The sequence below is a fragment of the Pseudomonas sp. GL93 genome (genome assembly GCF_003408955.1).
Classification (GTDB): Bacteria; Pseudomonadota; Gammaproteobacteria; order Pseudomonadales; family Pseudomonadaceae; genus Aquipseudomonas; species Aquipseudomonas paracarnis.
The window spans coordinates 127,060-141,622 of record NZ_NKRF01000061.1 but is presented as its reverse complement, the minus strand read 5'-3'; the positions used below and the strand labels follow the sequence as shown (position 1 = coordinate 141,622).

The window sequence follows — 14,563 nt, the reverse complement described above, 5'->3', positions numbered from 1 at the left end:
TCAAAGTGCTCGCCACCGGTCACACCCTTGATAGCGGTGGTGACGGTCTGGTCGCCCTTGTAGACGTCATCCGGCGCTACCGTGGTAACGGTGCCACTCGACTGATTCACACCAATGGTGATGGTCTGACCGTTATCCAGCGTAACGGTGAGCGGGTTGGTGATGTTAGTCACCGGTGTACCGTTTTTATCTACAAGGCTGGCGGTGTAAACGATAGTGCCGCCTTCGCCGACGGTGGTGGTGGCAGTCAGAACTACATCGACCTTATCGATGGTGTCGTTGAACGTGGTAGTCGCACCGTTGCCCGCAACTTCCAGTTTTTCGAAGTTGCCACCTGTGGTTTCGGTGATTTGAACGGTCTGCGTGCTCTTATCGATGAACACGTCATCGGTAGGCGCAGGCACGGTTACAGTGCCGACAGTGTCACCCGCCTTGATGGTGATTGAAGAGCCGTTATCCAACTTCAACGTGACGTCAGTACCGGCCTTATTGCTCAAGGTCGCGGTATAGGTGATCTGGCCACCTTCATTTGCTTCAGAGGGGGCGGTCAGTGTCACAGTGGTGGTGTTATCGGTACCCGGAGTGTCCGTTACAGTTGTAGTGACTTTATCGGTACCTGGAACCAGATTTTCAAAGTGCTCGCCACCGGTCACGCCGCTGATAGCAGTAGTGACGGTCTGGTCGCCTTTGTAGACATCATCCGGGGCGACGTTGGTAACGGTGCCACTCGACTGATTCACACCAATGGTGATGGTCTGACCGTTATCCAGCGTAACGGTGAGCGGGTTGGTGATGTTAGTCACCGGCGCACCGTTTTTATCCACAAGGCTGGCGGTGTAAACGATAGTGCCGCCTTCGCCGACGGTGGTGGTGGCAGTCAGAACCACATCGACCTTATCGATAGTGTCGTTGATGGTGGTGGTCGCACCGTTGCCTGCAATTTCCAGCTTCTCGAAGTTGCCGCCAGTAGTCTCGGTGATCTTGACTGTCTGGGTGCTCTTGTCGATAAACACGTCATCAGTCGGCGCAGGCACGGTCACGGTGCCAACAGTGTCGCCTGCCTTGATCGTGATCGAAGAACCGTTATCCAGCTTCAACGTAACGTCGGTACCCGCCTTGTTGGAAAGCGTAGCGGTGTACGTAATTTGCCCGCCCTCATTCGCCTCGGTCGGCGCAGTCAACGTCACGGTGGTGGTGTCGATCGAATCGGTGATCGTGGTGACTGCCGGTGTGGTACTCGGCACCAGGCTTTCAAAATTGCCGCCAGTCGCGCTGGTAATGGTGGTGCTGACCGTGCTGCCGTTGACATAGACATCGTTGGCCGCCGTGTCTACGACCACGCTGCCGACGGACTCGCCGGCCTTGATGGTGATCACCGAGCCATTGCTCAAGGTGACGTTCACCGGGGTTTGTGCCGGGTTGGTGAGCGTGGCGGTGTAGGTGATCTGACCGCCTTCGGTCACGTTCGAACCTGCTGTCAGGGTAACGGTGGTGGTGTCGACCGAATCGGTAATGGTGGTGACCGCAGGCGTGGTGCTCGGTACCAGGTTTTCAAAGTTGCCGCCGGTTGCACCAGTGATGGTGGTGCTGACGGTCGAACCGTTGTTGTAAACGTCGTTGGCCGGAGTATCGACCACAACGGTGCCGGTCGACTCGCCCGCCTTGATGGTGATCACCGAGCCATTGCTCAAGGTGACGTTCACCGGGGTTTGTGCCGGGTTGGTCAGCGTGGCGGTGTAGGTGATCTGGGCGCCTTCGGTCACGTTGCCGTTGGCTGTCAGGGTAACGGTGGTGGTGTCGACCGAATCGGTAATGGTGGTGACCGCAGGCGTGGTGCTCGGTACCAGGTTTTCAAAGTTGCCGCCGGTTGCACCAGTGATGGTGGTGCTGACGGTCGAACCGTTGTTGTAAACGTCGTTGGCCGGAGTATCGACCACAACGGTGCCGGTCGACTCGCCCGCCTTGATGGTGATCACCGAGCCATTGCTCAAGGTGACGTTCACCGGGGTTTGTGCCGGGTTGGTCAGCGTGGCGGTGTAGGTGATCTGGCCGCCTTCGGTGACGGTCGAGCCAGCGGTCAGAGTGACCGTGGTGGTGTCGATGGTATCGGTGATCTGCGTCACGGCCGGGTTAGGGTCGATGGTTAATACCAGGTTGCCGCCGCCGGTGGTACCGGTAACGCCGACGCTGATCTGGCCCGGGTCGATGTACGGGCTGTCATTAGGGGCCAGAGGTACATTCACGGTGCCGGTCAACTGGCCCGCCTTGATGGTGATCACCGAGCCATTGCTCAAGGTGACGTTCAGATCGCTGGTGGAAGGCCGGGTCAGCGTGGCGGTGTAGGTCAGCAGGCCGCCCGCTTCGGTGATGGTTGGCGTCGCGCTCAGGGTCAAGGTCGAAGGCTGCAGCACTTGGTTGCCCGAGTCCGCCGAGCCTGGTGCTCCGCTCAGGGCGTTGAGTGCCGAAGTGCCTTGGCCGATAGGTGCGGTGGGGAAGCCGATGGTCGGGTCTACACGGCCGGCGGTCGCATCCAGCACCACAAAGCTGTGGCCACCTCCGGCGGCGCCGTTGCCGGCAGCGTTTGCGCCTGCGGCAGTGGCTTCCAGGTCGGTGGTCGGGTCGGCGCCGGCGGCGATGGCTTGTTGCAGCTCGGCCACCGATGGCGCGGCTTGCTCGCTGGCCGCTGCCAGGTCGGCGGTGGAGTCCGGCATATCGGCGCTCCACTGGGTGTCACGGCCCAGGTCCAGGATGCGACCGTCGGCCAGTTCCAGGCTCACGGCGCCCGACATACCGGTGTCGATCTGGTCGCCCGCGAACAGGCGATCACCTTCTACGAGGACGCGACGAGTACCTTCCGGAGAAATTACGAAAACTTGACCAACAATGCTTTTGACGGTGGCAACAACACTGCTCATTAAAATTTTCTCCGGCGATCCGTTTCGACAAATCCATTTCGCAGCACACTATTAGCGCTGCCAATCTGGGGGCGTAGTCTATAAATGCATTGACGTCAAATATTTGGCTGGATTTTTTAGCTATCTAGTTTGTGCCAAACTATTGACCTTATGGTCGCCATCCTAAACAATCGCCCTAGTAATGTCACATTGATATTTATGCGGCGAACCGTCCTACATGTGTGAAGCAGTTCCGCTTTTCGAACTTTCCGACGTACGGTCATTACGGTAGCCATTATCCGACGCAGCGGTGCTAAACGCTGTGATTTAAGACAAGAAGTCTTGGGGAAATTTTAAATGCGTCTGCACCTGTTCAAGGCAATACCGTTCGCTCTCGCCGCCAGTTTCGTACAAGCCCAGACACTGCCCCAAGCCATGCAACAGGCATTGGATGTACACCCGGAAATCCAGGCGGGTGTTAACAGCCGCATCGCCGCCGATTACCAATTGCGCGCCGCACAAGGTGGCTACCTGCCGCGTGTTGACCTGAACGCCGGTTACGGCCGCCAAGGAACCGACAACGCCACCACCCGCGCCAACAACCCTGGCGGCAATCACTGGGACACGCTCAATCGCGGCGAATCCAGCCTGCGTCTGCAGCAAATGATTTTTGACGGTTTCGCCACCTCCAGCGAAGTCGGGCGTCAACAAGCCAACGTTAATTCCCGCGCTTACTCTTTGCTCGGGACTTCCGAGCGCACCGCGCTGACCGTTGCCCAGGTTTACCTGGAAGTATTGACCCGTCGTGAGTTCGTACGCCTGGCCGAAGACAACCTGCGCAACCACGAGCGCATCTACGACCAGATCAAGTTGCGCACCGAGCGCGGCGTCGGCAACGGTGCCGACCAGGACCAGGCTGAAGCCCGCCTGGCCCAGGCCCGTAACAACTTGATCACCGAGCAGACCAACCTGGCCGATGCGCAGGTCAACTACCTCAGCGCCGTCGGCCAGATGCCCGACGAACTCGAGCGTCCGGCCCCGTTCATGGCCATGCTGCCGGCAGACCTGAATGAAGCCCGTCGCCAGATGCTCGATAACAGCCCGATCCTGCGCTCGGCCGAGTCGGATATTTCTGCCGCCGAGAAGCAGTACGACGCCGCCAAATCCACCTTCTACCCACGCTTTGACGCTGAACTGGGCACCAACGCTGACAACAACGTCTCCGGTGACCCCAACCACAGCAATGGCTGGGAAGCCATGGTGCGCATGCGCTTCAACCTGTTCGCCGGTGGCAGCAACAAGGCCGACCTGCAGTCGAAGTCCTACCAGGCCAACCAGGCGCTGGACATTCGCAACAACGCCTTGCGCCAACTCAATGAAGAGCTAGGCTTGGCTTGGAACGCCCTGAACAACGCCAACGCGCAATTGCCGGTTGCCCAGCAGTACGTGGATCACAGCACCCGCGTACGTACGTCCTACCAGCAACAGTTCAGCCTTGGTCAACGTACCCTGTTGGATTTGCTCGACAGCGAAAATGAATTGTTCACCGCTTCCCGCCGCCTGGAAGAAATCAAGAACATTCAGTTATTTACTCAGTACCGAATCAAGGCGACCATGGGCGAATTGCTCAAGAGCCAGGGAGTGGTTGCACCAATGGCCTCCGTCGTGCAGAACGACGTGAAACCTAAAGTCCAACTGCCTGGGATGAATTGAGCCACCCCAATAGCCCCATCTGTTAGTCGAGAGTGCCGCGCGTGGAACCTGAAGTCAGTCGAGTTCATCTCAGTCATGATCCACGCGCACTGCACGACGACCCGTTACTCGACGGGTTGTTGGCGCTCTGCGCCCTGCATCAAAAACCGGCCAGTGCGGCCATGCTCACCACCGGCCTGCCGTTGCCTTCGCAACGGTTGAGTGCCGAGTTGCTATCGCGTGCCGCTGCGCGTGCCGGGTTGCAAGGCCGGCTGCTGCAACGCAAGCTGGAACAGATCCCGACCATTGCACTGCCGGCGCTGCTGTTGCTCAAGGACGGTCGCAGTACCGTGCTGGTGGGCTGGGAGGGCGAAGATCAAGCGCGGATCCTGCTCAGCGAAAGCGACGGCGGTGAAGTGCTGATCAAGCGCGAAGCACTGGCCGACGACTACATCGGCAAAGTCTTCTTTGCACAGCCGCAGCACAAGTTCGACGTCAACCACGGCAGCCTGATTCCGCGGGCGCGCTCGTGGTTCCGTGACACCCTCATGCGTTCACGCTGGCTCTACACCGACGCCATCGCCGCCAGCTTCCTGATCAACATCATCGCCATGGCCGCGCCGCTGTTCGTGATGAACGTGTACGACCGCGTCGTGCCGAACCAGGCCACTGCCACGCTGTGGGTGTTGGCCGTGGGCATCTGTGGTGCCTACCTGTTCGACCTGATCCTCAAGAGCCTGCGCAGCCTGTGCCTGGACCTGGCCGGTAAAAAAACCGACCTGATCATCTCGGCCACGCTGTTCGAGCGCATCGTCGGCATGTCCATGAAATACCGCCCAGCGCGGGTCGGCAGCTTCGCGCAGAACATCCACGAGTTTCAAAGCCTGCGCGACTTCCTCGCGTCGCTGACCCTCACCAGCCTGATCGACCTGCCGTTTACGCTGCTGATCTTCCTGGTCATCGCCATCCTCGGCGGGCATCTGGTGTGGATCCCGGTGCTGGCGTTCCCGCTCGCCCTGGGCATCGGCTACGCCTTGCAGAGGCCCCTGGTCGCGACCATGGAGCGCACCATGGCGCTGGCCGCCGAGCGCCAGTCGAGCCTGATCGAAACCCTCGCCGGGCTCGATGCGGTCAAGGTCAACAATGCCGAGAGCGAGCGTCAGTACGGCTGGGAACAGACCATCGGCACCCTGAGTCGGCTTGAGCTGCGGGTGAAGTTGCTGTCGGGCCTGTCGATGAACATGACCCTGCTGATCCAGCAACTGGCTGGCGTAATCATGATCGTGTTCGGCGTGTACCAGATCATCGACGGCAACCTCAGCATGGGCGGCCTGATTGCCTGCTACATGCTCAGTGGCCGCGCCTTGAGCCCGTTGGCCTCGCTGTCGGGCCTGCTGACGCGCTACCAGCAAGCCAAGGTCACCATGACCTCGGTGGACCAGATGATGGAGCTGCCCCAGGAGCGCAACTTCGAAGAGCGCCCCATGAGCCGTCGCACCCTGCAAGGCGCCATCGAGTGCCGGGGCCTGAACTTCACCTACCCGAACCAGCAGAACCTGGCGCTGAAAAACATCAACCTGGTGATCAAACCAGGGGAAAAAATCGGCATCATCGGCCGCAGCGGCTCGGGCAAAAGCTCCCTGGCCAAGCTGATCGTAGGCCTTTACCAGCCCGACTCCGGCTCCTTGCTGGTGGACGGCGTGGACGTGCGCCAGATCGACGTGAGCGAGCTGCGCCATAACATCGGCTATGTCGCCCAAGACATTCAATTGCTGGCCGGCACCCTGCGCGACAACCTGGTCAGCGGTGCGCGCTACGTCGAGGATGAAATGGTCCTGCAAGCCGCCGAGCTGGCCGGCGTGCACGAATTTGCCCGTCTGCATCCCCAAGGCTACGAACTGCAAGTCGGCGAGCGTGGGCAGAACCTGTCCGGCGGCCAGCGCCAGAACGTTGCCCTGGCCCGTGCGCTGCTGCTCAACCCGCCCATGCTGCTGCTGGACGAACCCACCAGCGCCATGGACAACACCGGTGAAGAACGCTTGAAGCAACGCCTGCAAGCCGTGGTGCAAAACAAGACGGTTGTGCTGGTCACGCACCGAGCCTCACTGCTCTCCCTGGTCGACCGCCTGCTGGTGGTCGACCGTGGGCAGATTCTCGCGGACGGCCCCAAAGCCGTGGTCATGGAAGCGTTGAAGAAGGGGCAGATCAGTGTTGCTTAACTCCATCAAGAGTGCAGTCGGCCGTTACTTCAAAGGCTCCGATTCGCTGCAGGGCCAGCCGCTGCCCGAGGTCAACAAGGCGCTGATCGAAGATGCGCCAAGGGTCATCCGCCTGACCATCTGGGCAATCATCGCGTTCTTTGTGTTCCTGGTGGTGTGGGCCGGTTTCTCCCAGATCGACGAAGTGACCCGTGGCGACGGCAAGGCGATTCCGTCGTCCAAATTGCAGAAAATCCAGAACCTGGAAGGCGGTATCGTCGCCGAGTTGTACGTCAAGGAAGGCCAGATCGTAGAGGCCGGCGCGCCGTTGATTCGCCTCGACGACACGCGGTTTGTCTCCAACGCCGGGGAAACCGAAGCCCTGCGCCTGGCCATGCAACTGCGCGTCGAGCGTTTGAGCGCGCAGGTGGATGACCGCCCGCTGAACATCCCTGACGAGGTGCTAAAGGCCGCGCCGAGCCAGGCCGCTAACGAGCGCTCCTTGTATGAAAGCCGCCGCCAGCAGTTGAAGGATGAAGTCGGCGGCTTGCAGGAGCAACTGGTACAGCGCCAACAGGAACTGCGCGAGTTCACCTCCAAGCAGGGCCAATACCGCAGCCAGTTGTCCCTGCAACGCCAGGAAATCAACATGTCCGAGCCGCTGGTGGCCCAGGGCGCGGTGTCGCCGGTAGAAGTGCTGCGCCTCAAGCGCGCCGAAATGGAAACCCGCGGGCAGTTGGACGCCACCACCCTGGCGATCCCGCGTGCTGAATCGGCGATCAAGGAAGTGCAACGCAAGATCGATGAAACCCGCGGCAAATTCCGCAGCGAAGCCCTGACCCAACTCAACGAAGCCCGTACTGAACTGAACAAGGCCGAGTCCACTGGCCGCGCGCTGGAAGACCGGGTCAGCCGCACCCTGGTTACCTCGCCAGTGCGCGGGATCGTCAAGCAGTTGCTGGTCAACACCGTTGGCGGCGTGATCCAGCCGGGCAGCGACATGGTCGAAATCGTGCCGCTGGATGACACCCTGCTGGTAGAAGCCAAGATCCGCCCGCAAGACATCGCCTTCCTGCACCCAGGGCAGGAAGCGGTGGTCAAGTTCACCGCTTACGACTACACCATCTACGGTGGCCTGAAGGCCAAGCTCGAACGCATCGGTGCCGACACCATCACTGATGAAGACAAGAAGACCACCTACTACATGATCACTCTGCGCACCGACCGCAGCCACTTGGGCACCGATGAGAAGCCGCTGCTGATCATCCCCGGCATGGTTGCTTCGGTGGATATCATCACCGGCAAGAAAAGCATCCTCAGCTACCTGCTCAAGCCGATCATCAAAGCGCGGGCCGAGGCTTTGCACGAGCGTTGATCTTCAGCGCCTGTACCGACCTCATCGCAGGCAAGCCAGCTCCTACATTGGAATGTGTTCACAAATCAAAATGTGGGAGGGGGCTTGCCCCCGATGAGGCCGTCAGCCTCACTCTACAGCTCAAACCAAACGCCATATCCATATGCGCTAACGGTATTTAAGCTTCCATCCTTATGCCTATAAATTCACTCCCCTGTCCGCTGGGAATGAATCAAATGTCTGCCACCACCGCCCCCCAAACCTTCGACATCCGCCCCTTCCCCGGCAGTGTCGGCGCCGAGATCATAGGCCTGGACTTATCCCGCCCAGTCAACGACCACGACTTCACCCGCATCCACCGCGCACACCTGGACCACCACGTCATCGTGTTCCGCGACCAACGCATCACCCCCGAACAACAGATCGCCTTCAGCCGCCGTTTCGGCGTGTTGCAGATCCATGTGCTCAAGCAGTTCCTGTTGGCCAACCACCCCGAAATCCTGATCGTCTCCAACATCATCGAGAACGGCCAATCCATCGGCCTGGGGGATGCGGGCAAATTCTGGCATTCGGACCTGTCATACAAAGAACTGCCCAGCCTGGGTTCGATGCTGCATGCCCAGGAACTGCCATCTGAAGGCGGCGACACCCTGTTCGCCGACATGCACAAAGCCTGGGAGCACCTGCCAGGCCACCTGCGCAACGCCGTCGAAGGCCGCAGTGCCGCGCATTCCTACACGGCGCGCTACAGCGAAACCAAATTCGAAGGCAACTGGCGCCCAACCCTTACCCCGGAACAGCTCGCCCAGGTTGCCGAAGTGGTGCACCCCGTTGTGCGCACCCACCCGGAAAACGGCCGTAAGGCGCTGTTCGTCAGCGAGGGCTTCACCACCCGTATTGTCGGCCTGCCCGATGACGAAAGCCGCGACCTGCTGGCCCAGCTGTACGCCCACAGCGTGCTGCCGGAAAACATCTACCGCCACCAGTGGCAGCCCCACGACCTGGTGTTCTGGGACAACCGCTCGCTGATCCACCTGGCCGCTGGTTGCCCAAGCCACCTGCGGCGCAAATTGTTCCGTACCACTATTCAGGGGGATGCGCCTTTCTAACCCGATAAAGCCTGCTAGGATTGCGCCCAGTTCACTCCCAACGGACCACGAGTGCTTGGCATGCAACTACCGGACATGAATCTGCTGGTCGCCCTCGACGCGTTGCTCGACGAGGGCAGTGTGGTGGGCGCGGCGCGGCGGATGAACCTCAGCCCGGCCGCCATGAGCCGCACCCTCACGCGTATTCGTGAAGCGGTCGGTGACCCGATCCTGGTACGTGCCGGCCGTGGCCTGGTGCCGACGCCCAAGGCGCTTGAGCTGCAAGGCCAGGTGCGCAATGTGGTGGAGCAGGCTGCGTTGTTGTTCCGTTCGGCGGACCAAGTCGATTTGAGCACCTTGCGCCGTCGTTTCAGTGTACGCGCCAATGACTTTTTCATCGGCGTGTATGGCGGGCGACTGTTCGACACCATGGAGCGCGTGGCGCCGCTGTGCGAGCTGCGTTTCGTACCCGAGGGCGACACCGACGATGAAGCCCTGCGCGAAGGGCGGTTGGACTTGCGGTTGAGCAACACCATGCCGGCCAGCCCGGAGGTGAAAGTGCAGAACCTGTTCTCCACCACCTTTGTCGGCCTGGCACGGCAAGACCACCCGCTGTTCGACGAAGAAATCACGGCGGCACGCTTTGCCAGCTATTCCCACATCAGCATCTCGCGCCGCGGCATCGCCCGTGGGCCCATCGATACCGCGTTGAATGCTCAAGGCCTGGAGCGCCGTGTGGCCATGATCGCCCCAGGCTTTCACGGTGCGATGTTCATGCTGCCCGATTCCGACCTGCTGCTGCCGGTACCCAAGGAAGCCCTCCTGAGCGCCAAGCGTCTGAACCTGCCACTGCGCGCATTTGCCTTGCCGATTCCACTGCAAACCCTGGTCCTGGCCCAATCCTGGCACCCACGCTTCGACAAAGACCCGGCGCACAAATGGCTGCGTGAAACCATGCGCGAGAGCTGTCATGCCACGTGGCTTGAAGCCCAACCGGTATAAAGCCAACGCAATTAATGTGGGAGCTGGCTTGCCTGCGAAGGCGGCGTGTCAGTCACTGAATCTGTTACTGAGCTGGCGCTATCGCAGGCAAGCCAGCTCCCACAGGGTTCAGTGTTGATGTTCAAAGTTGCGTCTAGCGCACTTATAACCTGCCAACAAGTAACTTTTTGTCATGAGAGTGCCTGATTAAACTGCTCAGGTATTTCTCATTCCGAGTTACCTGTTCATGACGTCCCTCGCTGCTCCCGTCCTCCAGGCCGCAGCCAAACCTACGGCCCTGAGCCCACCCGTGTTCGGCCCGCGCATCATCATCGGCTTGCTCGGCGTGTTGCTGGCGGTGCTGGTTTCCGGTCTCAACGAGATGGTCACCAAGGTTGCTCTCGCCGATATCCGTGGTGCGCTATACATCGGCTTTGATGAAGGCACCTGGCTGGTCGCCGCCTACACCGCCACTTCCGTGGCGGCCATGGCGTTTGCGCCGTGGTGTTCGGTGACGTTTTCCCTGCGTCGTTTCACGCTGTGCGCCATCGGCTTGTTCACCGTGCTGGGCATCCTCTGCCCGTTCGCGCCGAACTACGAAAGCCTGTTGCTGCTGCGTACCGTGCAAGGCCTGGCCGGTGGCGCGCTGCCGCCGATGCTGATGACCGTAGCGCTGCGTTTTTTGCCGGCCAACGTCAAGCTGTATGGCCTGGCCGGCTACGCCCTGACCGCCACCTTCGGCCCAAGCCTGGGCACCCCGCTGGCGGCGTTGTGGACCGAATACGTCGGTTGGCAGTGGGCGTTCTGGCAAATCGTCGGGCCCTGCCTGCTGGCGATGGGCGCCGTGGCCTATGGCATACCGCAGGATCCGCTGCGCCTGGAGCGTTTCAAACAGTTCAACTGGCGCGGCCTGCTGCTGGGCTTCCCGGCGATTTGCATGCTGGTGATCGGCTTGTTGCAGGGCAATCGCCTGGACTGGTTCGAATCGGGCCTGATTACCTTCCTGCTGTGTGGCGGCACAGTGTTGCTGGTGCTGTTCATGCTCAACGAATGGTCGCAGCCACTGCCTTTCTTCAACTTGCAGATGCTCGGCCTGCGCAACCTGGCCTTCGCCCTGATCGTGCTGGCCGGCGTGCTGATGGTGCTGACCTCGGTGATCATCATCCCGTCGAGTTTTCTCGCCCAGGTCCAGGGCTACCGGCCGCTGCAAACCGCGCCGGTGATGCTGCTGATGGCGTTGCCGCAATTGATCGCGTTGCCGTTGGTGGCGGCGCTGTGCAACCTGCGCTGGGTCGATTGCCGCTGGGTGCTGGGCATTGGCCTGAGCATGTTGGTGCTGTGCTGCATCGGCAGTTCACACCTGACTTCGGCGTGGATTCGTGACGACTTTTATGGCTGGTACCTGCTGCAGATTTTCGGCCAGCCGATGGCCGTGTTGCCGCTGCTGATGCTGTCCACCGGCAGTATTCAACCCATCGAAGGGCCGTTTGCCTCGGCCTGGTTCAACACCGTCAAGGGCCTGGCCGCTGTGATCGCCACTGCGGTGCTGGATACATTGACCACCCAGCGCGGGCATTTTCATTCAACCATGTTGGTGGACCGCCTGGGCAATTCGCCCCTTGCCGACGCTGACGCGCCGGGCCTCGCCCACCGCGTGCACGAGCAGACCGTGGTGCTGACCTCTTCGGATCTTTACGTCGTCATGGCCGGTGTCGCGGTGGCGTTGATCCTGCTGATTTTCTGGATGCCCACGCGGATCTATCCGCCTCGCGCTCCGGCCTGACCACAAGGACTTTCCATGAAACGCAAAGACAAAATTGCCGTCTCCGTTATTGCTGTATTTGCCGTCGGCGTGCTGGTTTACCTGGTCGCCCCGGGCGTACTGGGCAGCAAGCACCAGAGCACCAACGACGCCTTCGTCGCGGCTGATTTCACCCTGGTCGCCCCCCGCGTTGCCGGTTTCATCAAGGAAGTGCTGGTGGAAGACAACCAGCGTGTCAAAGCCGGGCAACTGCTGGCGTTGATCGACGACCGCGATTTTCGCGCCGCCGCCCAGGCCGCCGATGCCGACACCCTGGTCGCCCAGGCCCAGCTGAAAAACGCCAGCGCGACCCTGGAGCGTCAAAGCTCGGTGATCGCCCAGGCCCAGGCCACCGTCGCAGCAGATCGCGCCGAAGTCGCCTTCGCCGAACATGAACTGAACCGCTACAACCACCTCGCCGGCGTCGGTGCGGGCACCGTGCAGAACGCCCAGCAAGCCAAGACTCGCATCGACCAGGCTACCGCGCGCCTGGCCAAATCCACCGCCGTGCTGGCCGCCGAACGCAAGCAGGTGGAGATCCTCACCGCCCAGCGTGACGCCGCCGAAGGTGGACTCAAGCGCGCCCAGGCCGCGCTGGAAATGGCCAGTTATCAGCTGTCTTACACGCGCATTGTCGCACCGGTGGACGGCATGGTCGGTGAACGTGCGGTGCGAGTCGGCGCCTATGTGACACCGGGCAGTAAAATCCTTGCGGTCGTGCCGCTGTCTGAAGCCTATGTGGTGGCCAATTTCCAAGAGACGCAACTGTCGCATATGCACGCGGGGCAAGCGGTGCAAGTCAGCGTCGACAGCCTTGACGGAGAACTGCTCAAAGGCCATCTGGAAAGCCTGGCGCCAGCCACGGGGGTGACCTTTGCCTCGGTCAAGCCCGACAACGCCACCGGCAATTTCACCAAGGTGGTGCAGCGTATTCCGGTGAAGATCGTGCTTGAGCCGAACCAGCCACTGACCGAGCGCCTGCGTGTTGGCATGTCGGTGGAAGCCAGCGTCGATACCCGGCCCGTCGCGCAACAACGTGAGGTGGCCCAGCAATGAGACACCTCGCCTGGCTCACCTTGAGCCTGATCAGTCTGAGTGCCTGCACCGTCGGCCCGGATTTCCAGCGGCCCCAGGGCCGGCAGATCAATCAGTGGAGCGAACCCCAGGGTCGCCAGGCCGCCAGCCGCGCCGTCAGCGACCCTTTGCAGGAGCGCTGGTGGGACGTGTTCCACGATGCGCAGCTCTCAGCCCTAACGCGTCGCGCCCTCAACGATAACCTTGACCTGAAACTAGCCAGCAGTCGCCTGCAACAAAGCCGCGCGATCCGCCAGGTGAGCACGGCCGAGCGCTACCCCAACATCGATGCCGGCGGTGCCTACCAACGCAAGCGCAACAGCGGCAAAGGCTTGAACGATCCTTCCGGCGAGAACGGCCGCTCGGCCTTCAACCAATGGGACATGGGCTTTTCGGCATCCTGGGAGCTGGACTTCTGGGGCCGGGTAAAGCGCGAGACTGAGGCCGCCGACGCCACGCTGGAAGTTGCCGAAAATGACCGTCGCGCCGTGTTGTTGTCGGTGCTGGCCGAGACTGCCCAGGACTATATCCAACTGCGCGGTGTCCAAAACACCCGCGCTGTCACCGAGCAAAACCTCGACGTTGCTCGCCACAGCCTCAAACTCTCGCAATTGAGGTTGGCCGACGGCGTGGCCACCGACCTGGATGTGGCCGAAGCCGCCGCTCAGGTCGCGGCAATTGAAGCGCGCCTGCCGGATTTGCAGCAGCGTCAGGACCAGTTGATCAACGCCCTGAGCCTGCTGATGGGCGAGCCACCCCAGGCGCTGTACGCGCAGCTGTCCAAAGACGCCCCTGTGCCGCAAACCCAGCGCCAGGTCGCGATCGGCCTACCCTCGGAACTCGCCGAACGCCGCCCCGACATCCGCCAGGCCGAAGCGCGCCTGCACGCCGCCACTGCCAGCATCGGCGTGGCCAAGGGCGACTTTTACCCGCGCATCACTCTGTCTGGCAGCCTGGGTTCCCAAGCCATGCAGCTCTCGGATTTCGGTTCCTGGGGTTCCCGCGCCTTTGCCTTCGGCCCGCAGTTGAGCCTGCCGCTGTTCAACGGCGGACGGCTGCAAGGGATGGTGGATTTACGGGAGGCCCAGCAACAGGAGGCGGCGCTGGCCTATCAGCAAACCGTGCTGCGTGCCTGGCATGAAATCGACGACCAGCTGACCCGCTACAACGCCAGCCAACTGCGCCGTGACAGCCTGGCTGAAGCCGTGCGCCAGAACCAGATCGCCCTCACCACCGCACAGCACCAGTACGTCGAAGGCGTGGCGGATTTCGTCAACGTACTCACCGTGCAGAGCGCGTTGCTGGCGACCCAGGAACAGTGGGTGGAGAGTTCCACCGGCGTGTCATTGGCCATGGTCGGGCTGTACAAAGCGCTGGGAGGAGGGTGGGAGTCGGTGTACCCGTTGCAGACCGCTGGGCGCTGAGCGACAAAGAGTTTTTGTCAGTCGCCAAATAAGATGTAATGATAATTGCTCTCAATA

9 protein-coding genes are annotated in these 14,563 nt (G+C 61.1%); 8 read left to right on the top strand and 1 reads right to left on the bottom strand.

Annotation, left to right across the window (positions count from 1 at the left end; all coding sequences use genetic code 11):
- Positions 1–2,915: retention module-containing protein (locus tag CER19_RS10750; protein WP_133298327.1), on the bottom strand; the 2,915-nt coding region annotated here is incomplete at its 3' end.
- 336 nt (positions 2,916–3,251) lie between these two features.
- Here CER19_RS10750 and CER19_RS10745 point away from each other — a divergent pair.
- The 8 genes from CER19_RS10745 to CER19_RS10710 all read left to right on the top strand — a co-directional run bounded on the left by CER19_RS10745 (position 3,252) and on the right by CER19_RS10710 (position 14,506).
- The gene (locus CER19_RS10745) at positions 3,252–4,607 is read left to right on the top strand and encodes a TolC family outer membrane protein (RefSeq protein WP_116666401.1); all 1,356 of its coding nucleotides are present in this window, start codon (positions 3,252–3,254) and stop codon (positions 4,605–4,607) included.
- Positions 4,608–4,648: 41 nt separating this feature from the next.
- Positions 4,649–6,805 (top strand): type I secretion system permease/ATPase, encoded by a 2,157-nt coding sequence (locus CER19_RS10740; protein ID WP_116666406.1) that lies wholly within the window; start codon positions 4,649–4,651, stop codon positions 6,803–6,805.
- Entirely contained in the window at positions 6,795–8,159 is a 1,365-nt protein-coding gene (locus CER19_RS10735; RefSeq protein WP_116666400.1) for an HlyD family type I secretion periplasmic adaptor subunit, read from the top strand. The genes CER19_RS10740 and CER19_RS10735 overlap by 11 nt, the downstream gene beginning before the upstream one ends.
- A 215-nt stretch (positions 8,160–8,374) precedes the next feature.
- Positions 8,375–9,247, top strand: a complete 873-nt coding sequence (locus CER19_RS10730; protein ID WP_116666399.1) for a TauD/TfdA family dioxygenase — start codon at positions 8,375–8,377, stop codon at positions 9,245–9,247.
- Between the two features lie 60 nt (positions 9,248–9,307).
- Entirely contained in the window at positions 9,308–10,228 is a 921-nt protein-coding gene (locus CER19_RS10725) for a LysR family transcriptional regulator (RefSeq protein ID WP_116666398.1), read from the top strand.
- Between the two features lie 226 nt (positions 10,229–10,454).
- The gene (locus CER19_RS10720) at positions 10,455–11,990 is read left to right on the top strand and encodes an MFS transporter (protein WP_116666397.1); all 1,536 of its coding nucleotides are present in this window, start codon (positions 10,455–10,457) and stop codon (positions 11,988–11,990) included.
- Between the two features lie 15 nt (positions 11,991–12,005).
- Positions 12,006–13,064: an HlyD family secretion protein gene (locus tag CER19_RS10715; protein WP_116666396.1), complete on the top strand. Its 1,059-nt coding sequence runs from the start codon at positions 12,006–12,008 to the stop codon at positions 13,062–13,064.
- The gene (locus CER19_RS10710) at positions 13,061–14,506 is read left to right on the top strand and encodes an efflux transporter outer membrane subunit (protein WP_116666395.1); all 1,446 of its coding nucleotides are present in this window, start codon (positions 13,061–13,063) and stop codon (positions 14,504–14,506) included. Before CER19_RS10715 ends, CER19_RS10710 begins: the two co-directional genes overlap by 4 nt.
- Positions 14,507–14,563 lie beyond the last annotated feature (57 nt).